Origin of the sequence: Enterococcus innesii, assembly GCF_022846515.1 — a bacterium.
Classification (GTDB): domain Bacteria; phylum Bacillota; class Bacilli; order Lactobacillales; family Enterococcaceae; genus Enterococcus_D; species Enterococcus_D innesii.
Genome location: NZ_AP025635.1, coordinates 694353 through 720614, shown reverse-complemented (window position 1 = coordinate 720614; position 26262 = coordinate 694353). Strand labels below are relative to the sequence as shown.

Genomic DNA, 26262 nt, shown 5'->3' with positions numbered 1-26262 from the left:
ATTATAGTGAAATAATAAACAGAAATAAGTTATAATATACAAGAGGAGGAAGTAGATGAAGAAGATAAAGTTAAAACGGTTACTTTTAAGTATGTTCGTCTTGATGCTCTTCTTTCTGCTGATTTTTTATGACAGTAAGAACGGGCAATCCCCCTTTGAAGTGATAGAGGATGAATTGACATTAGCACTTTCGGATGAGGAACAAACACCAGAGCCGGAATACAGTGAGGTTATTCAATTAGATGTTCCGTTAGAAAATCAATTCGATGAAGTTGCCCTAGGAAACGGCTGTGAAGTAACAGCTTTATCGATGCTCTTGAATTTTTACGGATTTGATACCAATAAAAATCAATTGGCGGAAGAATTAGCCTATGTCCCACTTTATGAGGATTACGATCACCATGGCGATCCGCGAGAAGGCTTTGTTGGAAACATCTATGGCGGCGACAGCGCAATGGGGGTTGACGTTGAGCCGATCACCGATGTTGCCGAAAGGATTGTGAAAGAGCAATATGAAGTTGTTAGTGGACGAGACAAAAGCTTTGATGAGATCGTCAAAGTACTGCAATCTGGAAAACCCGTTTGGATGATCGCGACCTTAGAATTACAAGTACCTACCGATGCTGACTTCTTTCAATGGAATACGAAAAATGGCGAAATCCTTGTGACTGCATTGATCCACTCGGTAGTGATCACGGGAATCGACGGAGAGACGATGTATGTCAATGACCCTTATGGGCATAAAGATCGCGAAGTCAGCAAAGAAGACTTAGCAACGATTTATGAAAAAATGGGGCAACAATATTTATATTTAGAAGAACTATAAGAAAAAAATAAACTTGACGTTGACAGTAAATGAAAAAACAATTATAATTTTTTAAAATTAAACAAAGATTTCGATAACGTTGAAGAGAAGAGTAGCAGATCAACAAAGGTACAGAGACTCCGGTTGGTGAAAAAGGAGACATGCGGTGATCAGTGAAGATGAGCTCTGAGTTTTTTTGTTGGTTCACGCCAGCAAAACGGCATGCGCCCGTTACAGCGCCAAGTATCATAGTGTACTGTTGAGGTGTTATTTGTGAGAATAGCACGAATTAGGGTGGTAACGCGCATCAAGTCGTCCCTTTTATCCGCAAGGATAAAAGGGCGGCTTTTTTTGTTTTTCACAGCCGAAACTGTTCGCTTTCTCTTCAACAAGAAATTTATCTGTAAGGGGTTGAAGCAATGCCAATCATTATTCCCAAAGAATTACCCGCTGCAGCGGTCCTGCAAAAAGAAAATGTCTTTGCCTTACTGCAGCATAAAGCGGCGAAGCAAGAGATCCGTCCCTTGAAAATCGCCATCGTCAATTTGATGCCGAAAAAGATCGCTACAGAAAATCAGTTGTTGCGTCTGCTTTCTCAAAGCCCTCTGCAAATTGAGGTGACTTTACTGAAAATGAAGTACCACGAAAGCAAAAACACGTCTGTCGATCACATGGAAAAGTTCTACCAAGAATTTTCAGTGATCCAGTCCCAACGCTTCGACGGCTTGATCATTACTGGTGCCCCTGTTGAAAAAATGACATTTGAAGCCATTGATTATTGGCAAGAACTGCAAGAGATCATGAATTGGAGCCAGACGAATTGCACTTCAGTCTTGCATATTTGTTGGGGAGCGCAAGCAGGTCTTTATTACCATTACGGTATCGAAAAAGTGTTGTACCCAAGCAAATTGTTCGGTGTCTTCGAACAAACAGTCACGCATTTCCATCCACTCGTTCGGGGCTTTGACGACGTCTTTTATACGCCCCATTCGCGCTATACTGGCATCGATGAAGTCCAGCTCGCCCAAGCCCCCTTAGAAATATTGGCAGCGGGTGTTGAAACGGGACCCTCCATCTTCGTATCAGAGGATCATAAAAATGTCTTTTTACTAGGACATTTTGAATACCACACAACGACCCTGAATGAAGAGTACTTGCGAGACATGGAACGGGGCTTAGCTACCGCATTGCCCAAAAATTACTTTGCTTATGACCGCTTAGGGGGAAAAATCACCAATCGTTGGCGGGGACATGCCTCTTTGTTTTTCAGCAATTGGATCAATGAAACCTATTTGCGAACGCCGTATGACCTGTCCGTCACGCCGACGAAAGAAGGCTACCGAATTGGCAGTGAGCCAGAAGGTCGGGTGAGTATCAATGACGATTGAGCATTTTCTCTCCCACTATGCCAGGCAGCGAAAAGGCACTGATTCTTTAAAATGGGATCTTGTCGATCAACGGTTCCAAGGAGAAAAGCTTTTGCCTTTATGGGTAGCCGATATGGATTTTGCGGCGCCAAAAGCAGTAGAAAAAGCTTTGCAGCAACTGGTTGCTCAAGGAACCTTCGGCTATGGCATTCCCCCCTCAGGCTATTTTTCAGCCTATCAGGGCTGGCAAGATCGCCACTGGGGGACGAAATTTGAAGAAAAATGGCTCTCGTTTTCCACAGGGGTCGTCCAATCTTTGGTTGATTTGCTTCATTGTTTCACAGAACCTGACGATGGCATCTTGATCCAGCCGCCCGTCTACTATCCCTTTTTTGACAGCATCAAAGAGACGAAAAGACGCTTGATAGAAGCACCTTTACAAAAAGTGGGGAATTCCTATCGAATCGATTTTGCTGCTTTTGAAGCCCAAATCATTGAAGAAAAAGTGAAACTATTTATTCTCTGCTCCCCCCACAATCCAGTAGGGCGGGTCTGGCAAGAGGAAGAGCTACATCAGTTATTGGCAATCTGCCAAAAACATGAGGTTGTCGTGATCGCCGATGAGATCCATCGTGAGCTGATACTCGGTGACCAGCAATTTGTTTCGGCAATAACAGTGGCGCAGCGTTTAGGCATTGAAAAACTGATCGTCCTGGATTCGCCCTCAAAAACCTTTAACTTAGCAGGGTTATTGCTGTCTCACGTTTGGATTCCAGATTTAGAGATGCGCACAACCTATCACGCGTGGTGTCGGCAATACAAGCAGACGGAAGTTAATTGTTTTGGTCTAACTGCTGCCAAAGCCGCTTATGAATCGGGAGATCAATGGCTAGCTGATCTGCTCTCAGTGGTTGTTGCCAATGAAGAAATGATCCGCCAGCAACTGCAAGAAGCATTTCCCAAGATTGAGCTCCTGCCCTTAGAAGGAACCTATCTTCTCTGGGTGGATCTGCGGCAAGTCATTGCCAAAGAACGAACCAAGCACGTGATCCAAGATACTGCCGGTTTGGCAGTCGATTACGGGGAATGGTTCGCCAAAGACGGTCAAGGCTTGATTCGTCTGAGTCTTGCGACAACACCGACTATCATTCAACAAGCCCTTGATCGCATGATCGAGGCAATCAAAAAGGAGGAACGACATGACGATTGATACAGCAACTTTTCTGGCACAATTAGGCAATCATTCGGATCAGCAAACTGGGGCGATCAGCCCACCGATCTATCTTTCCACGACCTTTGCGCATCCTGAATTGGGGCAAAGTACCGGCTATGACTATACCCGTACCAAAAACCCAACCCGTGACATTTTAGAAGCGGGTCTTGCTGAATTGGAAAAAGGGGCTCGGGCAGTAGTGACCAGCTCTGGCATGAGTGCGATCGCTTTGATTTTTGATTTGTTTGCCAGCGGCAGCCGCTTTTTGGTTTCTCGTGACTTGTACGGCGGCAGCTTTCGCTATTTTGCGGAATTGGAAAAAAGCCAGCGGGCCTTTTTCGATACCTTCAGTACTGTAACAGAATTAAGTGAAAAATTAACTGACGAGGTAACGGCTGTCTTTTTAGAGACCCCAACGAATCCTTTGATGACCGTGACGGATATTGCTGAAACCGCCAAGCTTGCTCACGAACAGGGGGCGCTATTGATTGTAGACAACACCTTTTTGACGCCCTTGCGACAGTTGCCCTTAGAGGAAGGTGCCGATCTGGTGATCCACTCAGGTACCAAATTCTTATCTGGCCACAATGATATTTTGGCAGGCGTCGTGATCGCCAAAGATGCGCCGCTGGGGGAGCGCTTGAACTATTTAGCCAATACTTCTGGCCCTACCTTGAGCAGCTTTGATACGTGGTTATTTATTCGAAGTTTAAAGACGCTGCCGTTGCGCTTTGAACGGCAAGAAGCCAACGCCAAGGAAGTCGGCCGCTTTTTACGAGCCCATCCGGCGATCAAAGAGGTGCTGTATCCGAACGCCGGCGCGATGATCAGCATTCGGATGCTTGATGAAACCAAAATCAGCGGCTTTTTAGCGGCATTAAAGGTCTTTACCTTTGCGGAAAGCCTAGGGGGTGTGGAAAGTCTCATCACGTATCCAACGACACAGACCCACGCGGATATTCCTCAAGAGGTGCGAGAATCTTATGGATTGACGCCGGATCTTTTACGAATCTCCATTGGGATCGAAAGTAGTAAAGATTTGATCGATGACTTAGAAAATGCACTGAATATATTCAAGTAACCCGACCGCAGATCAGCTAGTTAAAAACTTACTTTTGTAGAGTAATTTTATTGACAGTTTTAGTTGTATAGGATAAAGTTACACTACATATGAATAGTGAGTCCGATGTTTTCGGTTGACGGCAACAGGCATTCTCCCTTTTTTCTCACGAGAAAGCAGTTCTTTCTAAAAGAAAAGGTGAAATTGGTCTAGTTGAGCAACGCCACAAGAAAACGGGACGATTGATCTGAGGAGGGAACAAAAGGAGAAAAAGGGATGAAAAGAAACGTAGTAAAGGGATTGGCAACAGGGGCTCTTGGATTACTGGCATTGTTCAGCTTCACCGCTTGCGGCAGCAGTCAAGCAGATGAGGAAGCCACCGTTGTCAAATTGGGTGTCGTTGGTGAACAAAACGAAGCCTGGGAACATGTGCAGGAAGAATTGAAGGAAAATGAAAACATCGACCTGCAATTGGTGAAGTTCACCGATTATCGTCAGCCAATCGTCGCACTAGAGGATGGGTCGATCGATCTACACGCAGCATTGACGGAGATTTTTATGGACAATGTCAACGAAGAAAGTGGCTATTCCAACACAACGATTGCGTATACGACATTAAACCCACTTGGTATTTATTCCGATAAAATCACAGATGTCAGTGAATTGGCTGATGGAGCTACAGTGGCTTTACCGAATGATGTCTCAAATGAGAGTCGCGCACTGCTGCTTTTACAAACGGCTGGTTTGATCACTTTGGATGAATCCAAGGGTCTACTGCCGACAACTAGTGATGTGACTGACAATCCCAAAGCTTTGAAATTTGAGCTGCTTGATTCCAATCAGACTGCTCGAGCTATGACTGACGTCGACATTTCTTTGATCAATAATGGCATGGCCGTCGATGCTGGTTTGGTACCTACAGAAGATGCGATTTTCTTAGAACCCGTGGCTGATTCCTCCAAGCCTTATTATAATGTGATCGCTGCGCGAGCAGACGAAGCAGACAATGACGTTTACCAAACGGTCGTTCGATATTATCAGACCGATGAAGTAAAAGCAATTATCGAGGAAGTAACAAAGAAATCTAGTATACCTGTATGGGAATAGAAAGGTAAAAACGACTATTACTATATAGGAACAGGAAGTAGGATGGAAAAATGATAAATTGGAAAAAAGGTTTAGCAAGTGTTGCCGTCGTTGGACTAGGATTTGTTCTAGCAGCCTGCGGTGGATCAAATACAGAAGAAACGTCAACCAGTAGTGCAGCTGGAGCTGGGGATGATTCAACATTCACTTATGCGATCAGCGGGGACCCATCGTCTACTAACCCAATCAACACCAGTGATCGTTGGGGATTGACAGTGACAAATATGATCTATTCTCCACTAGTTACAGTGGAAGCAGATGGAACGACACAAAATGCGTTGGCAGAATCAGTGGAACCAGCTGAAGACGGCCTTTCCTTGACAGTACATTTGAAACAAGATGTGAAATGGTCAGATGGCGAAGACTTTACCGCCGATGACGTTGTTTTCACATATGAACAAAAAGTCAAAAAAGAAAATGGCAATGCCGATTCCCTTTGGGTCGACGACCAACCGATCGCGATCGAAAAAGTGGATGAATACACCGTCAAATTCGTGTTGCCGACACCGAGTGCGGCAGCGATCAGCAATATTGCAACCGAAACATACATCATTCCCGAGCATATCTTTAAAGATGTTACCGACTTCTCTGTCAGTGAACTGCCTGAAAAACCAGTCGGCACTGGTCCGTATCAACTGAAAGAATACAAACGTGGTGAGTACTTTACTTTTGAAGCCAACGAAAACTATTATGGCGGCAAGCCTTCGATTCAAAATGTGACGTTGCGGATCATCGAAAGTACCGATACGGCGAAAGTCGCTTTGCAAAAAGGGGAAGTGGATGCAGCCGTTGTCTTGCCTTCAGATATTGAAGACTTAGATGATGCGCAGATCTCTGTTTATCCTTATACTGAAAACCGTGTCGGTTATCTAGGCTTGAACACTCACTCAGATGCTTTGCAAGATGTGAAAGTTCGACAAGCAGTTCTTTATGCGTTGAACAAAGATGAATTAAATCAAGCGGCGTATTTAGATGAAGAGTATTATGCAACACCATATTCATTCTTGCCACCGAACAACCCATACGTCACTGATGATGTTGAAAAATACGAGACAAATGTCGAAAAGGCTCAAGAACTTTTACAAGAAGCTGGTGTGACTGATTTGTCATTGAATTTGGCTTTCAACTCAACCGATCCAGCCCAAACGATCCAAGCTACGTTGATCCAACAACAATTGCAACAAGCAGGCATAACGGTTACCCTTGAAGGTGGCGATGGTACAGCGATCTTTACCGAGTTGAAGAAACCAGATTCAACGAAGTACAACTTATTCCTTGGCGGATATATCATGGGAAATGACCCTGACTTATACGGCAGTCTATTTGAAACTGGCGGTAGTGCCAACTACTTCCAAAGCAATAGCGAAACCATTGACAATTTGTTCGCCCAAGCAGCAGTTGAATTAGACACGGACAAACGTGAAGCATTGTATGATGATTTGCAAAAAGCCATTGCTGACGAAGCGATCATTTACCCAATCGTTGACAACAAGAAAATCCTAGCGGTCAATAACCGAATTGGTAATGTAGAAGATGCAGGTTTGATCCCAATCTATACATTCGAAGATATGTCTAAATTGACAATCAAGTAAATCCATTGGCTGTGATAAAGAGGAATCTTTTTTATCACAGCTTTTTTCTATGAAAAAGAAAGTAGGTCAGTTATGTTTCGATACATTGCAAAACGAGTATTGCAAGCAATCCCTTTGCTGTTTGTGATCTCTTTTATCGTTTTTTCGCTTATACATATCGCACCGTATGATGTGATCGACTCCATCACGACACCCAATATGTCGCAAGAGCAAATCGATCTTTTGCGGCAGCGCTATGGCTTGGATCAACCCTTTTTGGTTCAATATTTTCTTTGGATCAGAAATGTTCTTACCGGTAATCTTGGCTTTTCTTTGGTGTCTCAAAGTAGCATTTCACAAGAACTTGCGACTCGGATTCCGAATACGATGCGCCTAGTGATCCCCGCTTATTTGACTGCCTTGTTGTTGGCGATCATTTTGGGCCTGTTGGCTGCTGCCAACAAAGGAAAGATTTGGGATCGGATCATTGACGCTGTGGCATCTTTAGGGATCGCTGTGCCGACCTTCTGGTTTGCGATGATCTTGATTTATGTGTTTGGTTACTTATTAAATATGTTTCCAATCATTGGCATGTATACGGTCGGTAAAGAAGGGGATTTTGGCGATTTTCTGCAGCATTTTATTTTGCCTTATACGACATTGACAGTCGCCTTCTTTCCAGATTTGACGCGGTATATCCGCGCATCAGCGACACAACAAGTTTCAGAAGACTACGTGATGGTGCAACGGGCATTTCATGCCAGCAAATGGCAGATTTTCAGCCGTCATATTAGTCGCAATATTTTGATTCCCGTTGTCACCCAAATCGGCTTGGCGTTGCCGATGTTAGTTACCGGTGCGATCATTACAGAAACGATCTACGGCTGGCCGGGCGTCGGACCTTACTTGATGAGTGCGACGAAAAGCCTCGATTATCCTGTGATCATGGCCATCATGCTGTTGTCAGCAACACTGGTCATCTTAGGGAATTTGTTAGCGGATGTATTATACTCCGTGGTTGATCCACGTATCCGTAAAGGAGGGAGCAAGTAATGAAACGTTTCAAAAAAATCAGTGAAGTCATGCTTGCTTCGCCCATCTATACCTTTTCTGTCGTTTTCCTGACGTTATTGATTATTTTGTCGCTTGTTGCACCTTTGATCCCCATCGATCCCAATGCAACGGATGTCAGCAACATGTCACAGCCGCCGAGTTGGGCTCATTTATTTGGAACCGATGAAGTGGGGCGGGATTACTTTATTCGGGTCGTCTACGGCGGTCGGGTGTCCTTGTTTGTAGGTGTTTTGGCAATGATCACTGCGACGTTTATTGGGACTCTTGTCGGTCTTGTTTCTGGCTACTTTGGTGGTTGGATCGACAACTTGCTGATGCGGCTCGTCGATGTATTGTCATCGATTCCTTGGTTGGTGTTAGTGATCGTTTTGAGCGTCTTTTTACGTCCCGGACTAACCACGATTATTATTGTGATCGGCGGCTTCTCCTGGATGAACATCGCTCGTTTGATTCGTGGTGAAACGTTAGCGGCGAAAGAACGGGAATATGTCGCTTACGGGAAATTTATCGGCCGTTCTTCATTTAGTATTATCATTAAGCATGTTTTCCCAGCAGTACTGCCAACCTTGATCGTTGCGGCATCTGCAAGTATTTCAGGAGCGATCATGACCGAATCGGCTTTGAGTTTTCTAGGCTTAGGCATTCAGCAACCGATGGCTTCGTGGGGCAGTCTGTTGCAAAACGCGCAAAACAGCTTGCAGCGGGCACCATACATGGCGATCCTTCCCGGGCTTTTTGTTATTTTCACCATCTATTCCTTTAACAATATCGGCGACATGATCAAACATGTCTTGCAAAGAGAGGTGTGACCGATGATGACAGAGTTATTAGCGATCGAAGCGTTGAATGTGACATTTCAAAGCAAAACCGGGCCGAAACCGTTAGTCAAAAATCTTGATCTGGTGATTCCTAAGGGCAAAGTGGTTGGGATCGTGGGCGAATCAGGCAGCGGCAAAAGTATGACCATGAAAAGTGTCATGGATCTTTTGCCCGATAAAGTGACCGATCACTATGCCAGTTATACATTTGAAGGAGCAGCAGTTAGCAATCGTCGAACATTACCAATTGCTATGATTTTTCAAGACCCGATGACTTCATTAAATCCTTTGCGTACGATCGGCTATCATTTGATCGAAGTGATTCGCCGTTCACAAAAAGTATCGAAGAAAGCAGCACAAGAAATCGCCGTCAAAGAATTAGAAAAAGTCGGCATACCTTTTCCAGCACAACGCATGAAACAATATCCTCATGAGCTATCTGGGGGGATGCGTCAGCGGGTGATGATCGCCATGGCTTTGTTGGCGCAACCGAAATTGCTGATCGCAGATGAACCGACAACGGCTTTAGATGTGACGATCCAAGCACAGATTTTGGCATTGATCAAAAACCTGCAAAGAGAGAACCAGCTTTCCGTCGTCCTTGTGACCCATGACTTTGGGGTCGTTGCAGGAATGTGCGACTTTATTAAAGTGATGTATCAAGGCCGAGTCGTGGAAGAAGGCACCACGGAAGAAATTTTTTATCAGCCGGAACATCCTTATACGAAACAATTATTGCAGGCGGCCCATTTAGGCGACAAGCATGCCGAATTAAAAGTCTTTGACTATCATGAGACATTGGCAGATGAACTGCAAGAAACGCAACTATCTAAGACACATCGCGTCTGGCGCAATCAGGAGGTGACAGAATAATGGAAGAACTGATTCGCGTAGAACATGCGACGAAAATCTTTCGCAGTAAAAACTGGCGCGGCACTGTCAGTGAAGTCCGAGCGGTCGAAGATGTCAGCCTTACGATCCATCGGGGCGAGACATTGGGGCTAGTGGGGGAATCTGGGAGTGGGAAAACCACTTTAGGACGCAGTATTTTAAATTTAGAGACCTTAACAAGCGGGGAGATTTTCTTTGAAGGCAAAGAGATAACAGCATTGACGGCAGAAGATCGCAAAGCAGCGTATCAGCAAATGCAGATCATTTTCCAAGATCCGTATTCCTCATTGAATCCCCGTATGACGGCACTTGAACTGGTGATGGAGCCGTTGTATCATGAAACGAAAGATGCTGCTCGAGCGAAAGCCAAAGAAATCTTAGCGATCGTCGGGATCACCGGTGATGATGTTCATAAACTGCCTCGCAGTTTCAGCGGCGGACAACGGCAACGGATCGGTATCGCTCGTGCGGTGGTCAATCGCCCGGCGTTCGTCTTGTGTGACGAACCGACTTCGGCATTAGATGTCTCCATTCAGGCTCAGATCATCCAATTGCTGCTGCGTCTACAAAAAGAGTTTTCATTGTCTTATTTATTCATTTCCCATGACTTGTCCGTGATTCGTCATATCAGTGATCGAACAGCCGTCATGTATCAAGGGAAATTAGTTGAATTGGCACCTACCGATCGTTTGTTTGAAAATCCGCTGCATCCTTACACGAAGAAATTATTAGCAGCAGCGCCGATCGCTGATCCTGTGTTAGCAAGAGGTGCGATGGAACAAACGGAAATTCAAAGCACGATTACTTTGACACCATTGTATGAATGGGTCGAAGTTGAACCAGATCATTTTGTGAGGAGAGAAAAACGATGACAGTAGAAACATTGACGATCCATCAAGGAAGCGACAAATTTGAAATGACGACCCCAACTGGCAATTGGGTGTTAGCACGGGAAAAAGGCTATTCGCCAGTCCAAATGCTGGTGAGTGCGGTCGCTGCTTGCGGCGGCTATGTATACGCATCCGTCTTAGAGAATTCAAAAATCACAGCAGAAATCGAAAAGATCGAAGTCAGCTATGACCGAGACGACAACAAAAAAGCCCAACCAGTCAGTGCTATCCACATTCAGTTTTATGCGAAAATCGCCGAAGCTGATCATGACAAAGCGACCCGTTGCCTAAAACTCGTTTCACCAAATTGCCCCGTGATCCAATCATTAGATCCAACGATCGAAGTGACGGAAACGGTGACGTTTTTTTAATCGAAAAAAGACTTTGTGTGCCTGAAACCAAAAGGCATACAAAGTCTTTTTTTTTGATCAATAAATAATATTCTCCCGAATAAAGTCGATATCTGTCACTAATAGTTTGCGATCGACACTCTTTAGGGCGCCAGATTCTCGTAATTTTTGCATCATTCGATTGACACTGCTGGCAGAGGTAATACCGCAAAAGCGAGCAATCTCTTCATTGGTGACTTCAAAATCGATCAAGACACCGTCAGTTGTTTGAACCCCAAAAGTTTCATACAACTCATTGATTTGAGTACAGACAGCACCAAATTTGCCGTTCATCAGCATTTGCTGCATCTTTTTCATCGTATCCATCAAATTTCGTCGATAATACTCTTTGACATAATCCTGCAGCAGACGGTCACGATTGACATCTGCCCAAAATTGATCCCGCACGATTTTGTATAATTCGGCTTCTTCTGATTCAACCCGTACATTAAAAGGGGCTTCGACTTCTTGAGAGGATTCGTCTTTAAACAAAGAGACGATTTCGAAATCCGTCAAATAGCGCAAGTTGAATTCGCGCCCTTCATGGGTCACTACGCTAGTTTTGATGATGCCTTTTTTTAAAATGTAGACGTACCGATCCGGGATCCCTTCATACGTCAAGTAACTCTTTTTCTTACGGATAACGACCGGTATTGCTTGTTTTTCTAAATAATCACGTAATATCTGTTTCTCCACCCACGTTACTCCTTCACTTGATGCCAACCCAACATTTTCTGAAAAAAATCTGAAATTTCCTCTATTCATGCTTCATTAAAAGACATTTCTGGTGAAAAAGCAATAACAAATGTTAATGTTTCTTGTTAATGCTCTTTTTTAACAGCAAAAGCGCATTTCAAGCAGAGGAAGTTTCGGTATAGTAGAACGCATCACAGCACAAACAGGAGGAATGGAAGAAACATGTCAGATAGGGAAACCAATCAAGAAGGAGTCGTCAGCTCGTTGCCATCAACCAAAAATGAAAAACTATGGAACAAAGGGTTTATCACGATTACCTTGATCAATTTTATCGTCTTTCTCGTGTATTATTGTTTTGTCGTCATCACCGCGAAATTTGCCACGCAGGAGTTAGGGGCATCCACCGCACAAGCTGGCTTGGCAGCGGGGATCTACATTATCGGGACCTTGATCGCTCGCTTGTATGTCGGAAAAATTTTAGAATTAGTCGGTCGCAAAGCCGTTTTGCGCTGGGGGATTTTGTTTTATGTCATTACCACCGCTGCCTATTTAGTCTCAGTCAATATTTATATTTTAGATACCGTACGCTTTTTCAATGGGTTTGCTTATGGTGCTGTCTCAACTGCGGCTAATGCGATCGTCACCGCATATATCCCAGCTTCCAAACATGGGGAAGGGATCAATTACTATGGATTAAGTACCAGTTTAGCAGCGGCAGTCGGACCTTTTATTGGCATGCTTTTACTGCCGACCGTCGGCTTTGATTTCATTATTTGGTTAGCAACCATCTTATCGATCGCAACAGCCATCGCTTGTTTCTGGTTCCCAGTCAAAAACATCCCATTAACAGAAGAACACAGAGCACAACTAAAAAAATGGTCCATCAAAAGTTTTGTCGAACCAAAAGTCTTTTTCATTTCCGGGATTGCCTTTTTGATCGGATTGGCTTATTCCAGTGTTCTCGGCTTCTTGTCGATCTACGCCAGTGACCTTGGGTTAGAAACGGCCGGTGCCTTTTTCTTCATCGTCTATGCACTTTCCGTGACCTTCACTCGACCAATGACTGGGAAACTATTTGACCGTCATGGCGCCGATGCAGTCATGTATCCTAGCTTTCTTTTCTTGACCCTTGGTCTTTTCTTATTAAGTATTACCGGCAACAGCTGGATGTTGTTGCTTGCGGGTTGCTTTGTCGGCTTAGGCTATGGCACTTTCATGTCAAATGGCCAAGCTGTCTGTCTGAAAGAGGTCGATCCTCACCGTGTCGGCGTAGCGCTCTCCACTTATTTCATCGGGCTGGATCTCGGCTTAGGCGTAGGTCCCTATGCATTAGGAAGCTTGCACGGTCTGTTTGATTATTCGCAAATCTACATTTTATGCGGACTGATCCCAGTCGTCGTTCTTGTTTTATACAAATTGTTTTATAAAACGAAACGCGCAGTTGCCGCCGTTGGTACGATGAAGCAGCCAATCAACGAAGAAGACTAACCTCAACATTACAAAAAGGAGTGTTTCACCATGGATAACAACCAATTGATTATTGAAGCATTGAACAAATTAGTGACTAACCTCAACGAATTGAATGAAGAAATGCACGCTATGAAAGAGGTCACCGCAACGATGACCCATGAACAACTTGCTATCGATCATCAATTACGCGACATCAAATCGGTATTGATCAATGACAATTTGATTGGGTAGTAAGGCACGAAATGAAACAAGAAACAGGAATGAACGCTTTTTTTGAGAATGTTTGCTGCTCACTTACTAGTGGCAGAAAGATTCACATGAGAAAAGCGTTTTTTTGATATGCAAAAACGAAAAGCGAACATTGGCAGAGTTTGTACAAAAAAATAAGCAAGAAAAATTGTAGCAGTCCCCGCTTGTATGCTATAGTGTGTCTGGGTAGCAATACCTAATAAAAATCAGAGTAGGAAATAAAGCGTTAAGTGCTGAAAGGATGGGATGTTGCCTTTCGGACGAAGAACGATCATTCGTTCGCGGTTTTATTTTCGCATTCGCTGCATGAATTTGTAGCAACTCTAAAAGGAGATGCTCGCTATGAAAAGAAAAGTCGATGCACACATGATTGCGGTCATGGGACTTTTGATTGCCTTAATGGTGGTCTTGTCGCAAATCTTGGGGTTTGAAACCTCCTATATCAAAATCACATTTTCTTTTGTACCTCAGCTGATCATGGGTATGCTGTTTGGTCCGTTTTGGACCGCAGTTGGCTCCTCATTAGCTGATATCGCAGGAATGGTGATTTTTCCAAAATCAGCCTACTTTTTCGGCTTTACCATCAATGCCTTCGTTGGTGGACTGATTTATGGCTACTTCTTTTATCGGAAAGAAGTCACACTAAAACGAGCGGCGATGGTCGTCTTGTTAAATACACTTTTAATAACCTTGATCTTAACTCCGATCTGGTTAGCTATGATGCTGAATATTCCTTTGACAAGCTGGGCCATCTGGTCGGTCCGCTTGCTAAAAGCAGTCATCATGTTCCCGATACAAACTGCGTTGATTTACATCGTAGGGCGTGCGGTACCATACAAACGGCTGATCCGACGGTTCGTTTAACGAGTAAAAAAGAACGATAACATCCATTGAAGTGAATCATCTGCGAATATTTCGTCAGTGGTTCACTTTTTTCTTTCTAAGAATTGGCTTAGTCATTCTCGATAACTTGTTTAGAGGGGAAGGTGAACCTATGAATAAAAAAGGACTCGCTATGGGACTGTTTCTTTTCTTGGTCTTAGTAGCAATGGGAGGGATGAAGTGGGTGATAGAACAGCAAAAACAGCAAACGGAGGAGTCAGCCGTGATCCAGCAAAGCAGCTCGAGAGACGAAACAAAGGAAGAAGTCAGTGAAGGCCAAAAAACCACGTCAACTTCCACGCAAGAACAGTCAGAAGAGGCAATAGCAGAAAAAATCGCCACGATGAGTTTGGAGGAAAAGGTGGGGCAATTGTTTTTTGTCCGTGTACCAGAAAGCAATCAAATCGAAGAACTTCAAAACTATCACTTTGGCGGCTATCTGTTATTCGGCCGTGATACCGAAAATGAGACGGCGGAGAGCTTGAAACAGAAAATTTCAGATTACCAAGCAGCCAGCGCTATTCCGCTGTTGATCGGCATGGATGAAGAAGGGGGCACGGTGACTCGCATCAGCCGCAATCAAAATCTAACGGACCAGCGATTTCTCTCGCCACAACAGCTATTTGCCCAAGGTGGATGGTCGGCGATCGAAGAAGATACAGCAAAGAAAGCGGAAATTTTAAAAGCGTATGGCATCAATGCCGGGCTGTTTCCCGTTGCCGATGTTTCCACTGATCCGCAGTCCTTTATCTACGACCGAACCATTGGTATGGATGCGCAGGGCACGAGTGCGTTTGTAGAACGTGTGGTTCATGTTTTGCAGAAACACCACGTGGGGTCAACCTTGAAGCATTTTCCTGGTTATGGCAACAATCGTGACTCGCATGTCGAAATCGTCACCGATGACCGTCCGCTATCTACACTGCGGGAAACGGATTTTCTACCTTTTGCCGCAGGGATCAAGGCTGGTGCCGATAGTATTTTGGTCGCCCATACGATCGTCAATAGTATCGATAAGACCGTACCCGCCTCTATTTCAAAACTCGTGCATGAGCTGCTGCGAAATGAATTGCATTTTGGAGGGGTCATCATGACGGATGACTTAGATATGGCAGGACTTTCTGAGTTCATTCCGCAAAAAGAAGCCGCATTACAGGCGTTGCAGGCGGGAAATGATCTAGTGATCTCATCTACCTACCAAGAACAGATTCCTTTTGTCATACAAGCGGTTGAAGATGGCTGCTATTTGGAAGCTGATTTGAATGCTTCCGTCAAACGGGTCTTGCTCTGGAAAGAAGCATTGCATTTACTTTAAGAAAAAATAAACCTGCTGTTTCCTCCGTGTAAGAGAGTCGTTCTCTTACTGAGAGGAAGCAGCAGGTTTTTTTTAGATACTCTGAGCCAGTGCCTCTAATTCTTTGGCAAAGGCTTCTTGCCCAATAAATCGCAGATAGTCCAATGCTTTTTCAATCGTGGCCATTCCCAGCGTACGATCTCCTTGGAACAAGGCGTAAATGCCTTCGAAATAACGAATCATCAAGCGGATACGATCATTGTCCGGCGGCAGGTGATCGGCTAGATACGTCAGCACATGCGCCAACTCGGCAGGTTTTTTGCGATCGATAAACAAGAAAGCCGCATTCGTCAGCAATTTTGTGTAGATTTGATAATTGATACTTAGCGTATTGCTGTAAAAAATTTTTTTATTCAGGTGTTTCATTTGATACAAGATGTACTCGTCAGAAAAAAGGAAAAGCAGATTGGTAAATAAGGAGATTTCAAACTTTCCCCACGTGTCGATTCGTTCCAAGTATTTCTTGATGGTCGCTTCGATGATGCGCCGTTCTTCCTCGTCGGTAACTACGCCTTTTTTCTCTAAAATCAAAAAGAATTGACTATACAATACATAATAGAAAAAATCCTTCGTGGTTTTATACAGCGCTTGGGCTTTGTTGATCAAAGAGAGGACTTCAGAATACTTGCTTTCATAGTAAGCGGTGGTCAACTGTTTGGATAGCTGCTTTTTCTCGCTGACTTGATTGTCATCCAAGCGATACTCAAATTCCTCCAAGGTGACATTTAAGCGGTCCAAATATTGGTGCAAAATATCAAAGGCGATGCGGTGCCCTTTTTGTTCAAAGGTTGCCAGTGTACTGCGTTCTGAAATATTCTCAACCAATTTTCGCTGTGAGATATTTCGTTCCGTTCGTAACTCTTTTAACAAGTCATTGGCCTTCAAAAAATCCCTCCTAAAAAAAGTGGACGGAAAAATAGTCCAAATATGTTACAGCTTTATTTTGCGGGTAAACTTGAAGAAAGTCAATTAAAGGAGGAGAAATGGATGTTTGATTTTTTTAGTTTTCCCTGGGAAGTTGTAGAACTAATGGCTAACGTTTTTTCTTTCTTCAAATAATCGATCCTTTGTGATTGGTTAGCAATTGATTTTTTAACAGGAAAAAAGTATAAGTGGTTTCACGTAATAAGTTACTGTTCATTCGCGCATTCAAACGCCCTCTCCCCAAACAGCTTACCCTGTCAAGGTGCGTAGGTCTGCCGAATCCCTTTTAAAAAAGGAGCAAACACAACAGCGAGTGATTGCTCTTTTTTTGTTGGTCAAAGAACCTACATACGGCATCGCAACAGTCAGTTTTGCTTTTTCTTAAACATTGGTTCATTCGGATCAGAATAGTAATCAGGATTGAACTCATCATCGATCGAGACCCCGAAAAGAGAAACGAGACTGGGAAGAAACCCAATCACGCCGAGGGCGACGGCAACTGGAATGTAGAATTTTTTGCGCTTGTACCACGGAAGCTGCGATTTCTTTTCCATAGGAAATCCTCCTTTTTAAATAGTGTAGCATGTTCTGAGTTGAGTGTGTTAATAATTATCTTCAATATTTAAAAATATACTAAAGCGGTATATCTGATGGGATAAAAAGTTTCGCTAGGTAAATCTAGGGAGCGTTCGTTTTTGTCATTGTTGCCAGAATCAAGTTTTTATAAAAAAGGAACCGAGTAAGAAAGCATCCTTCTTACTCGGTTCCTTTTATTGAAAATAATCCTTGGTTTGGTCCATCAAGGTTTGAAAGTCTGATTCGTTTTTTCTTATCGCCTCTGTTAGGGTAAACAAATAACCGTTAGGGTCTTTGATGGTCATTTCAAGGGCATTCCACGGCTTTTCCATCAAAGGTTCCACGATCCACTTTGTGGGAATTTTCTGAGCGATATTCCGAAGATCATTCATCGCTACATTCAAAATTGCCCCATCGCCTACAGTGAACGAGTCTGCGGCAATCAGCATCAAATCCTGGTAGTCAGCAAGACGCAGATGGTCCATCGTCACTTGATTTTCTTGATTGCGAAACTGATACAATGACTGGAACCCCAAGATTTCTGCAAACCATTTCGATGATTGTGCAATGTCTTTGGTCTTCAATTGGTAAAAAATTGGCATAACGTAAACCTTCATTTTGACACCTCCTCTTGATTAGAGGATACCGCTTGACGCAGCGTCAAAGTCAATAGACAATCTCGTATTGAGTAAAGCTTGAGAAGGGTGTTTCTTTGGCACTTAAGTCAAGGAAAAATGGGCAATAATTTTTTGACTGACTTTAACAGGTGACAAGTGGGTATTGTTGATTTTCAGCGAAGGAATCGTTGGAAAAACGGTAGTTAGTTCCTGGGGCAGGCTTTCTAAGCGATAGTTTTCAAATGAAGACAAAAGCTCGTTTCTAGAAAAAGCCAGCGCTCTTTTTGACGGCTTTGCGGCTAAACGGTCCTCATGGCAATTGCGTTGTAAGCGTTCTTCAATATCAGCCACTAATTCGATAAAATAGACCTTTTGCTGGGCATTGGTAAATAGTTGGGCGATCTCTTGTAAAAAAGCTAATTCTGCCGCTTGATCGAAATCAATCAAGACCGTAAAGATGATTGATTTTGTCGTATTGTTGGCTTCATTTTGGACAAAGGCTTTGAAAAGTTCGATTCGCGTTTGATTAGACAAAGCGAATGCCGCAGGGCTATAGCCAAGAAAGTTCGCAAAAAGATCAATGGTCTGGTGATTGAATAAAAGCTTTGCATCCAATCGTTTTTCCAGTTCTTTGCCCACCGTCATTTTCCCTACTGCTTGCGCGCCAATCAAGACGATCAATGACATCACAACACATCCTTTTTAACAATCGTAACAAAGGAGAGCGAACGTGTAAATCGCATCTTAGAAAGAAACGATTGAGAAGCTGGTTTTTTTATGTGGAAACCAGAGATGATTTTTTTAGGTAAAAAGGAATGAGCGAAATTTCTCCGATAGAGGGAAAAAGATCATGCAACATAGTAGCACGGTCTGGAACAACAAAATGACTAGTAGATTGATCGTTTCAAATCGTGAATAAAGATAGAAGTGGATCAGCCATTCGAAGACATTGACAAAGACTAAATAAAGGTAGTGAGCTTTTTTTACTTTGCAGTTTTTCAACCAATAATAGCTTAAGTAATAATCCAGCAAGACCATCAATAATAGAAAAAGTTTGCTAAAAGCCGTCAGATTGTCATGCTGGGAGGCAAGTTTTTGAAAAAATAGCAAAAGTGTTGGCGTGGGAATATAAATGATCAATAAGGATAGAAAAAAATAGACAATAAAGGGCATAGTCATTCCTCCAAAATATTGATAGAAAAAGCATAGATAAATTAGCAAATTTGACCGTGCACGTCAATTGATTTCATTATCGAATATTTCGATAATGGATGGTTGGCATTGATTGAAGGGAAGTGGGGCATGAAAAGTCGGCGACCATTGATTCAACAAAGCGCTGATAGGGAAGGAATATTTAGGGGTCAGGAAAAAAGAAATACTCCCTTTCTTTAATCAAGAAGGGAGCAGAAGGATTGATCCAACGGAAACATCTAATTCCATGTTTCGTTGAGCTTATCGGCATAAAACAAAAGGGCCTGTCGGTAAGACTGGATGTCTGGATCGCTAGAGGTTTCGGCAAGCAGGGTCAGTAGTCGTTTAGTGGCTTGCTCATACTCGGCTAGATTAAACAGTGTCATGGCATAGAAGGTTTGCAAAGCATGATTTTTTGGAAACTGCTTCATCGCGTGTGAAAACACTTCTTCGGCTTTTTGATAATTGCCGAGGGCACGATAGGTGCTGCCTAGACCTAGGTAGGCATCTGGTAAGTCGTTTTCTGATAAACCTAACGCGATTGCTTGTTCATAGTAAGGAATTGCCTGTTGTTCTTCCCCTAAAAGATCATAACTCCAAGCCGTTTGGTATTGGACAAAGGCATCTTGGGGATTTTCGGTAGCTAATTGAATCAATTGTTCATTTGATTGTTGCAGCTTTTTTTCAGCTCGCAGTTGAATCGCCGTAGCTAGACGTTCATTCATCGGTTCATCCCTCGCTTTCAATGGGTAAAAATTTTCAGTTAGATAGTAAGTAGAGCTAAGAGGAAAGATCAGTCCAGCTTTCACCCGCAAAAGAAAAGCCGCATGCTTCATATAGTTTGAAGGCTGGTTGATTTTCAACGGTCACCACAAGGTAAAGATGTGTGAGTCCCATGGCTTTAGCTCGTCGGATCACTTCATTCATCAGCAGTTTGGATAAGCCTTTGCCTTTAAAGTCTGCGTCCATAACGACAAATAATAGCAGGGGAAGCTCTTGAAACGTGCTGGTTACTATGGCACCGATAGGATGATTATCCTTTTGTAACTGAAAAGAGAGTTCTGGAATCAAGGGACCGTATTTGCCTTCAGCAGTTTCTCTAAGTTCCTTTTGCCAATCAGCGATCGATTCTCCTTCATCATCGATGGTTTCATGGTAAGCGGAATAGAAAAGTTCTGCAACTCTTGGTGAATCTGTGGGAAAGGCCTCAAAAGAAAAGCTGGCTTCAGCCTGACGACTGGAGGCATGCTGTAAGTCACATGACATAATGATTCGTTTCATTAGAGGACTCCTCTCTCGTTGTTTTGGCTTAATTTAGCAGAAGGTCACTTTGTCAGTGTTGCTTGTTTCTCATAACTTCCCAAATGATGCGAATTCCTTCGTAAATTGCAGTGAGAACAGCCACAATAAACAAAAAAGACATGTAGTGAATCAAAAAAGCTAGTTGAAACCATAAGCCATAGACCATCGGCAGGACGACAAGCAAACAGAGGCCCAATTCGATGTTTCGCTTTCTTCTCCTTTGAAACCAACGCTCATCTGACATCAGTTGTTTCCTCCCAATTTGGTTTTTATCGATCATTTTATAAAAGAAAAAGTGGAAATTTTAAGATATTTTGCGCAAAATTACTAGAAGTTATCTGAATATTTTGGTAATATTTGATAGGAAGCAAGATACAAAAAACGTTATTGTATATTTTGACTTATTTTTCCCAGAAAGGCAAGGGGTAACAATGGAAAGAAAACCGATGTATGTAAAAAATGGGCTTCCTCTAACCATGGAACCCGGTAAGATTTATACATGCCTTTATCGAGGCGCTTATTTCATTTGTGAAGAAAAGGGCCAACCGCTGCCAGCGATAAAAAAAGAAGCGAAGTAAGCAAAATTCTCACTTAAGATTTGTCAGGGATCGAATAGGTTGTTGGAATTGTTATCTCCTTTTTGGTACCAATCAAATGATGTTTAGCATTTTCAAAAAATCTCAAGGTTCTTCATTCAATCCATTCTAAGTCTTCTATTGATGTTTACCGATTTCAATTTGGTAAGAACAACGCGATCCCTGGCAAATGTTAGGTGAAAAGTTTTTAAGAGACTGAGCGAGTAATAATAGTCATTCCGATAACCAATAGCAGTGGATATTCGAGCGAACATACAAGCGAACATACAAGCGAACATACAATAGTAGAAACCGGGTTTTTCTCATAAAAGACGATTATACTTGAATAGAACACGTTTTTTTGCTATAATAGTTCAGGAATTGAAAAATAGAATAGCCAAAGGTTGAGCATTTTTATGCTTCAAGGATCAGGTTTGCCAAGGGGTGAGGCAAACATTCTTGGAGGAATGCTGGCCTTTTTTTTGTTATCAGCATACTTCTTCGTGAGGTATGCTTTTTTTGTTTATTTTTCAGTTGAGTATCCAAATAGTATAGGAGGAGAATCGTTGAGAGAAGCGTTGACTCGTTTACGAGAAGCAGAAGAAGCCAATGAACAGCAATTGCGCGCTTTGAAAAAAGAATTGCAGTCGGAAGAAGCGCAGCAGCAACAAGTATTAGAAGAACGGGCTACCGCTTTGGAAGAAGACCTTGCGCAAGAACAAGCAGCAGTTCAAGAGCAAATGCAACAGTCACTAGCAGCACAAAAGCAGCAGCTGGCAAAAGAGAACCAGCAGGTGTTAGATCGTTACCAAAAAAACATGCAAACCTTCCAAGAGCAAGCAGTTCAACAGATCGTTGAAGGAGTGATCGGGACTTATGGCAGTCACCAAACTAAATAAACTAACGTTGATCACCCCGAAGCACTATCAAGAAAGGTTATTGACGAAGCTGCAAACGATGCAGTTTGTTGAAATCGAGAACGTATTTGAGCAGGAAACTAACGAAACTTGGCTGCGGGAATTTTTTGCAGGAGCCACCCCAGAAGGTGCTTCTCACCAACCAATGATTCGTCGACTACAAGAAGCGATCCGCTTTATTCGCCAAAATGGTGATGCGAAAAAAGGCACGGAATGGCAACGAGATGCCTTGCGGCTGTCGGACTTTGAAACAAGCTTCGATGAAGCCGCAGCATTGACGGAGCTGGTTGCGGTCGAGAATTTGCAGGAGCGCTGGGTAGAGACCATCGAAGCGATCGAAGCAGCGACGCAGTCGGAAGAATGGGCGACACAGTGGCAAAATCTTGACGTGCCGCTGGAGATCGAAGCACCTGCTCATACAAGTTTTTTTGCTGGGAGTGTCGAAGGCCCACGCTGGGAAGATTTAGCTGAAGCCTTGCGTCAATTGGAAGAGGTTCATATCGAAGTGATCTATTCTGAACCAAAAAAAGTCAATTTCAGCTGCCTGTTTTTAACAGCGATTGAAGAGCAAGTGTTCCAATTGTTTCACCGATATGGGGTGAAGAAAGAAACTGGCCTAACATTCGAATCACCAAAAGTGGTTTTGCAAAACGCGAAACAAGCCTTGACTTCCTTGACCCAGCAGCGCAAAGAACTGATTACAGAAATCAGTCAGCACAAACAACGGCTGATCCTGCTGCAGCAAGCGGAAGAACTGTTTTTGACTCGTGAGAATCGGGCAATAATGCAACAGCGCTTAGCAGCTGGTCAGACTTTTGCCCTCTTGCGCGGCTGGATCGCAGAAAAGGATCAACCGTTAGTGGCGGAAATGGTCCAAGAATCCTTTGCCAACGAGATTTACTATTCATTTGAAGAACCCACTGCAGAGGAGATCGCTGCCAATCAAGTGCCAACGAAGCTAAAAAACGCCTCGTTTATACAACCCTTTGAAATGTTGACGGAAATGTACAGCTTGCCAAAATACGATGAGATCGATCCAACCCCATGGATGACGCCTTTCTACTATGTTTTCTTTGGTATGATGGTGGCTGACTTAGGTTATGGTGCATTAATGGCTGTCGCAACCACGATTGGGCTACACGCCTTGCGTTTGCCCAAAGGGACCAAACGGTTTCTGAAATTGTTCCAGATTTTGTCTGTGCCAACTATGATTTGGGGCGCAATCTACGGCTCCTTCTTTGGTGCTACATTGCCCTTCCAACTTTTATCGCCCTCCGAAGATTTTATGGCGATCTTTGGTCTATCCATGATTTTTGGTGGCATCCAACTGTTTACAGGCCTTTATTTAGCAGCCAAAGAAAATATCCGCAAAAAGGATCTTTTAGGTGCAGTCAACGAAGGCTTTGCGTGGCTAGGACTTTTGAGTGGTCTTTTAGTGGCAGCCGCAGGCAATCTTTTGATCGATGTCCCAGCACTAACAACCGTCGGCTTGATTTTAGCAGGCTTTAGTGCCTTATTGATCATCGTGGTACCGATTCTTAAAGGGAAAACCAAAGTGGGCGGCTTCTTTTTAGGCTTGTATGACTTGTACGGCGTGACCAGTTACATCGGCGACTTTGTCAGCTACAGCCGCTTGATGGCATTAGGGATCTCTGGTGGGAGTATCGCCGCAGCCTTCAACTTATTGGTGGGCTACTTGCCGCCAGCCGCTCGTTTTTCTGTCGGCATTCTCTTATTGGTTGTCCTACAAGCTTTAAACATCTTTTTATCGTTACTGAGTGCGTATGTGCATGCCGCTCGTTTACAATATGTAGAGTTTTTCGGAAAATTTTTCACTGGTGGGGGGCGCCAATTTGAAACCTTTAAGCCAAGTGAGAAATACGTTGATTTTGATAAAGAAAATGGAGGAGACAATAAATGATTGATTACTTAATTAATAATAATGGTGGTATAGTGTTTGCAATTATCGGAATGGGGATCGCTACGATCTTTTCTGGGATCGGTTCAGCCAAAGGGGTGGGCCAAACTGGTGAAGCAGCGGCAGCCTTAACGACGAATCAGCCGGAGAAGTTTGGACAAGCCTTGATTTTACAATTGCTTCCCGGAACGCAAGGACTATACGGATTCGTTATTGCGTTTATGATCTATGGTAGCTTAAGTGGTGAAATGTCGACAGTGACTGGTATGGCGTACTTGATGGCCTCACTGCCAGTTGCCTTTACTGGCTTATTCTCAGGAATGGCCCAAGGGAAGGTCGCTGCAGCTGGGATTCAAATTTTAGCGAAGAAACCAGAGCATTTCTTTAAAGGGGTCATGTTCTCAGTGATGGTTGAGATGTATGCCATCTTAGGCTTTGTTATTTCTTTCTTACTTTTAGGAACGATTTAAAGGGGGCGAAGGTATGGATGCAATCGACAAAATGATTGCTGAACTAGACCAAGAAGCGCAGACAAAACGGGAACGTTTGGCTGCCGCTGAACGTGCTAGGATCAGTGAAACGATGGCACGTGACTGGGCGAAAAAAGAGTCGGACTTGCAGCTTCGTGCCCAGCAAGCAAAAAAGCAAGCCGAAAAACATTATCAGCAAGCGCTGAATCGCCAAGCAAGTGCCGCTAAGCAGCAGCAAATGGTGAAACAAAACGAATACCTGACACAACTTTTTGAGCAAGCGTATCAACAAATGGTTGCTTGGACGCCAGAAGAGCTGCAATCATTTGCTGAAAATGTGCTGCAACAGCTGCCGATAAGCGGGACGGTGACCTTCCACGCTGGGCCTGAGCAAGCAGCCCATCTAGATGCCGCTTGGCTTACGTCTTGTCAATCAAAACTACCGTATCAAATCAAAGCAGGCGTACCATTGACAGAAGCGGGCTTTTTAGTGGATGACAACGGCATTCAATACAATTTTACCTATCAGGTACTGCTTGATGAATACAAGAAAGAAACCCGGGAACGGTGGTTGCAGATCATACAACAAGGAGGTTGATCCATGAGGAACTATCATCAATTGAATCCAATCATTCGGCTGAAAGAGATGACGTTGTTAAAGCCGCAAGAAGTCGAGCAAATGATTGCGGCAAAAGGGTTTGCTGAAGTCGAAGCTGTCTTGCAGCAGACCCATTATCAGCGCTATTTGAAGCCGGATTTTCATGAACGATTCGAAACCTATCTCGATGAAGAATTGTTAAAGACGATCAAAGAATTGGCCGAGCTGGTTCCTGATCAAGAGATCCTCCGACTGTATATGATGCCTTTTACTTTCCATAATCTAAAAGTCTTGACCAAAGAGTCAGTGACTGGAAAAGATTATGATCATCTACTGATCGAAGATGGTTTTTACACGATCGATGAGTGTCGGACCGCCATCAAAACGGGAACCTCAGAGGTATTGCCTGAGAAAATCGTGACTACGATCCAAGAGGTGCGGGAGTACTTAGAAGGTGGCGCCGTGCTGCAAGGCATCGATATCATTTACGATCGCCGGTATTTACATGAACAACGGCGACTGGCAGATGAAATCAAGATCCCAGAACTGCAAGAAGCTGTCATCAAGATGATCGATCTGACCAATATAACGATTGCCGCTCGTTGTGTACTTCAAAAACGATCGCGCAGTTTTATGGAGGCAGTCTTAGTGAGTGTTGGCAGTATCCCGAAAGAAGAATTTTTAGCGTTTGCGGATGCGTCCTATAGCGACTTTTTAGCCTTCTTATTAGAAAGTGATTATCAGGAAGTATTGCGGCCTTTGATTCATGAACAGGTGATCGACTTTGCTGGCTTGGCACTTTTACAAGACAATTTGATCACAGAAAGCTATGGCCAAGCCCAAACGGATGCTTTAGGACCACTGCCTTTACTCGCATTTTTGAATGCTAAGGTTTTGGAACTGCAAAATCTGCGTATCTTGCTGGTAGGCAAACGCAGTGGCTTTACGGAAGAACAACTCAGAGAAAGGATGCGGCACTATGACTCATAAAATCGGCGTGATCGGCGAGAAAGAATCCGTCATTCCTTTTCAACTATTTGGCTTTCAGGTCTGCTATGCCTCGGAAGAAAAAGAAGTGAGGCAGGCGCTGGCAAAATTAATGAAGAACAGTACGATCATCTACCTGACTGAAAAATGTGCCGATCTGATTCCCGATGAATTAGCAAAAGTCCAACAAAAAATGACACCTGCAGTCATCTTGATTCCTGATTACGATGGTTCCCGAGGAATCGGCAAACGAATGATTCAAGAAAATGTCGAAAAAGCAGTTGGACAAAACATACTATAGAGAGGAGCCGA

30 protein-coding genes, 1 riboswitch and 1 other annotated feature are annotated in these 26262 nt (G+C 43.5%); of the genes, 21 read left to right on the top strand and 9 right to left on the bottom strand.

Features of this window, described 5'->3' with window-relative positions; translation table 11 throughout:
* Nucleotides 1–55: 55 nt before the first annotated feature.
* The 11 genes from ENLAB_RS03340 (at nt 56) to ENLAB_RS03290 (ending at nt 11206) form a co-directional block, all read left to right on the top strand.
* Entirely contained in the window at nt 56–826 is a 771-nt protein-coding gene (locus ENLAB_RS03340; RefSeq protein WP_077452731.1) for a C39 family peptidase, read from the top strand.
* A 398-nt stretch (nt 827–1224) separates the two neighbouring features.
* Nucleotides 1225–2193 (top strand): homoserine O-succinyltransferase, encoded by a 969-nt coding sequence (locus ENLAB_RS03335; protein WP_244352619.1) that lies wholly within the window; start codon nt 1225–1227, stop codon nt 2191–2193.
* Nucleotides 2183–3382, top strand: coding sequence for a MalY/PatB family protein (locus ENLAB_RS03330; protein ID WP_244352617.1), 1200 nt, complete (start codon nt 2183–2185; stop codon nt 3380–3382). The genes ENLAB_RS03335 and ENLAB_RS03330 overlap by 11 nt, the downstream gene beginning before the upstream one ends.
* Nucleotides 3372–4466, top strand: a complete 1095-nt coding sequence (locus ENLAB_RS03325) for an aminotransferase class I/II-fold pyridoxal phosphate-dependent enzyme (RefSeq protein ID WP_244352615.1) — start codon at nt 3372–3374, stop codon at nt 4464–4466. The genes ENLAB_RS03330 and ENLAB_RS03325 overlap by 11 nt, the downstream gene beginning before the upstream one ends.
* Before the next feature lie 255 nt (nt 4467–4721).
* Nucleotides 4722–5552 (top strand): MetQ/NlpA family ABC transporter substrate-binding protein, encoded by an 831-nt coding sequence (locus ENLAB_RS03320; protein WP_244352613.1) that lies wholly within the window; start codon nt 4722–4724, stop codon nt 5550–5552.
* 50 nt (nt 5553–5602) lie between these two features.
* Nucleotides 5603–7183, top strand: coding sequence for an ABC transporter substrate-binding protein (locus ENLAB_RS03315; protein ID WP_077452726.1), 1581 nt, complete (start codon nt 5603–5605; stop codon nt 7181–7183).
* Between the two features lie 72 nt (nt 7184–7255).
* Nucleotides 7256–8215 carry an ABC transporter permease gene (locus ENLAB_RS03310; protein ID WP_167823003.1) on the top strand — a complete coding sequence of 320 codons (960 nt, stop codon included), beginning with the start codon at nt 7256–7258 and terminating at the stop codon, nt 8213–8215.
* Entirely contained in the window at nt 8215–9045 is an 831-nt protein-coding gene (locus ENLAB_RS03305; RefSeq protein ID WP_081118184.1) for an ABC transporter permease, read from the top strand. The genes ENLAB_RS03310 and ENLAB_RS03305 overlap by 1 nt, the downstream gene beginning before the upstream one ends.
* A 3-nt stretch (nt 9046–9048) precedes the next feature.
* Complete coding sequence (locus ENLAB_RS03300) at nt 9049–9927, top strand: ABC transporter ATP-binding protein (RefSeq protein ID WP_244352611.1); 879 nt, start codon at nt 9049–9051, stop codon at nt 9925–9927.
* Nucleotides 9927–10817 carry an ATP-binding cassette domain-containing protein gene (locus ENLAB_RS03295; RefSeq protein ID WP_008378908.1) on the top strand — a complete coding sequence of 297 codons (891 nt, stop codon included), beginning with the start codon at nt 9927–9929 and terminating at the stop codon, nt 10815–10817. Before ENLAB_RS03300 ends, ENLAB_RS03295 begins: the two co-directional genes overlap by 1 nt.
* Nucleotides 10814–11206: an OsmC family protein gene (locus ENLAB_RS03290; protein ID WP_244352609.1), complete on the top strand. Its 393-nt coding sequence runs from the start codon at nt 10814–10816 to the stop codon at nt 11204–11206. Before ENLAB_RS03295 ends, ENLAB_RS03290 begins: the two co-directional genes overlap by 4 nt.
* A gap of 57 nt (nt 11207–11263) precedes the next feature.
* On the opposite strand, the gene ENLAB_RS03285 is transcribed toward ENLAB_RS03290, so the two are convergent.
* Complete coding sequence (locus ENLAB_RS03285) at nt 11264–11920, bottom strand: Crp/Fnr family transcriptional regulator (protein WP_077452722.1); 657 nt, start codon at nt 11918–11920, stop codon at nt 11264–11266.
* A gap of 222 nt (nt 11921–12142) precedes the next feature.
* Here ENLAB_RS03285 and ENLAB_RS03280 point away from each other — a divergent pair, with 222 nt between their 5' ends.
* From ENLAB_RS03280 to ENLAB_RS03265, 4 genes are all read left to right on the top strand, one after another.
* The gene (locus ENLAB_RS03280) at nt 12143–13408 is read left to right on the top strand and encodes an MFS transporter (RefSeq protein ID WP_081118173.1); all 1266 of its coding nucleotides are present in this window, start codon (nt 12143–12145) and stop codon (nt 13406–13408) included.
* A gap of 30 nt (nt 13409–13438) precedes the next feature.
* Nucleotides 13439–13621 (top strand): hypothetical protein, encoded by a 183-nt coding sequence (locus tag ENLAB_RS03275; RefSeq protein ID WP_077452720.1) that lies wholly within the window; start codon nt 13439–13441, stop codon nt 13619–13621.
* A gap of 223 nt (nt 13622–13844) precedes the next feature.
* A riboswitch (THF riboswitch) is annotated at nt 13845–13946 on the top strand.
* Between the two features lie 26 nt (nt 13947–13972).
* Nucleotides 13973–14503 carry a folate family ECF transporter S component gene (locus ENLAB_RS03270; RefSeq protein WP_005225551.1) on the top strand — a complete coding sequence of 177 codons (531 nt, stop codon included), beginning with the start codon at nt 13973–13975 and terminating at the stop codon, nt 14501–14503.
* 130 nt (nt 14504–14633) lie between these two features.
* Nucleotides 14634–15836 (top strand): glycoside hydrolase family 3 protein, encoded by a 1203-nt coding sequence (locus ENLAB_RS03265; protein ID WP_244352606.1) that lies wholly within the window; start codon nt 14634–14636, stop codon nt 15834–15836.
* A 72-nt stretch (nt 15837–15908) separates the two neighbouring features.
* Here ENLAB_RS03265 and ENLAB_RS03260 read toward each other — a convergent pair whose 3' ends face one another.
* The 8 genes from ENLAB_RS03260 to ENLAB_RS16920 form a co-directional block, all read right to left on the bottom strand.
* A complete protein-coding gene (locus tag ENLAB_RS03260) occupies nt 15909–16760 on the bottom strand; it encodes an Rgg/GadR/MutR family transcriptional regulator (protein ID WP_081118171.1) in 852 nt (283 codons plus the stop codon).
* Between the two features lie 404 nt (nt 16761–17164).
* Nucleotides 17165–17353, bottom strand: coding sequence for a hypothetical protein (locus ENLAB_RS03255; RefSeq protein WP_244352605.1), 189 nt, complete (start codon nt 17351–17353; stop codon nt 17165–17167).
* 216 nt (nt 17354–17569) lie between these two features.
* Nucleotides 17570–17992 (bottom strand): VOC family protein, encoded by a 423-nt coding sequence (locus ENLAB_RS03250; protein ID WP_244352603.1) that lies wholly within the window; start codon nt 17990–17992, stop codon nt 17570–17572.
* Between the two features lie 102 nt (nt 17993–18094).
* A complete protein-coding gene (locus tag ENLAB_RS03245) occupies nt 18095–18679 on the bottom strand; it encodes a P-loop nucleotide/nucleoside kinase family protein (RefSeq protein WP_244352601.1) in 585 nt (194 codons plus the stop codon).
* 114 nt (nt 18680–18793) lie between these two features.
* A complete protein-coding gene (locus ENLAB_RS03240; protein ID WP_140965058.1) occupies nt 18794–19165 on the bottom strand; it encodes a hypothetical protein in 372 nt (123 codons plus the stop codon).
* A 257-nt stretch (nt 19166–19422) separates the two neighbouring features.
* A complete protein-coding gene (locus ENLAB_RS03235) occupies nt 19423–19908 on the bottom strand; it encodes a tetratricopeptide repeat protein (protein ID WP_244352598.1) in 486 nt (161 codons plus the stop codon).
* A gap of 55 nt (nt 19909–19963) precedes the next feature.
* The gene (locus tag ENLAB_RS03230) at nt 19964–20464 is read right to left on the bottom strand and encodes a GNAT family N-acetyltransferase (protein WP_244352596.1); all 501 of its coding nucleotides are present in this window, start codon (nt 20462–20464) and stop codon (nt 19964–19966) included.
* A gap of 52 nt (nt 20465–20516) precedes the next feature.
* Nucleotides 20517–20729, bottom strand: coding sequence for a hypothetical protein (locus ENLAB_RS16920; RefSeq protein WP_086292061.1), 213 nt, complete (start codon nt 20727–20729; stop codon nt 20517–20519).
* Between the two features lie 733 nt (nt 20730–21462).
* Nucleotides 21463–21515, top strand: a sequence feature (sodium ion sensor (DUF1646 type); this cis-regulatory element may regulate processes involved in with the transportation of sodium ions).
* Between the two features lie 111 nt (nt 21516–21626).
* Here ENLAB_RS16920 and ENLAB_RS03225 point away from each other — a divergent pair.
* Genes ENLAB_RS03225 through ENLAB_RS03200 form a run of 6 tightly spaced genes read left to right on the top strand, consistent with a single transcriptional unit; the run spans nt 21627 to nt 26251 of the window.
* Nucleotides 21627–21959, top strand: coding sequence for a V-type ATPase, subunit F family protein (locus ENLAB_RS03225; protein ID WP_244352594.1), 333 nt, complete (start codon nt 21627–21629; stop codon nt 21957–21959).
* Nucleotides 21937–23898, top strand: coding sequence for a V-type ATP synthase subunit I (locus tag ENLAB_RS03220; RefSeq protein ID WP_244352592.1), 1962 nt, complete (start codon nt 21937–21939; stop codon nt 23896–23898). The genes ENLAB_RS03225 and ENLAB_RS03220 overlap by 23 nt, the downstream gene beginning before the upstream one ends.
* Nucleotides 23895–24365, top strand: coding sequence for a V-type ATP synthase subunit K (locus ENLAB_RS03215; RefSeq protein WP_244352590.1), 471 nt, complete (start codon nt 23895–23897; stop codon nt 24363–24365). The genes ENLAB_RS03220 and ENLAB_RS03215 overlap by 4 nt, the downstream gene beginning before the upstream one ends.
* 13 nt (nt 24366–24378) lie before the next feature.
* Nucleotides 24379–24963, top strand: a complete 585-nt coding sequence (locus ENLAB_RS03210; RefSeq protein WP_244352588.1) for a hypothetical protein — start codon at nt 24379–24381, stop codon at nt 24961–24963.
* Nucleotides 24964–24966: 3 nt separating this feature from the next.
* Nucleotides 24967–25953, top strand: a complete 987-nt coding sequence (locus tag ENLAB_RS03205; RefSeq protein ID WP_060793071.1) for a V-type ATPase subunit — start codon at nt 24967–24969, stop codon at nt 25951–25953.
* Nucleotides 25943–26251, top strand: a complete 309-nt coding sequence (locus ENLAB_RS03200; RefSeq protein ID WP_195264820.1) for a V-type ATP synthase subunit F — start codon at nt 25943–25945, stop codon at nt 26249–26251. Before ENLAB_RS03205 ends, ENLAB_RS03200 begins: the two co-directional genes overlap by 11 nt.
* Nucleotides 26252–26262: the final 11 nt, after the last annotated feature.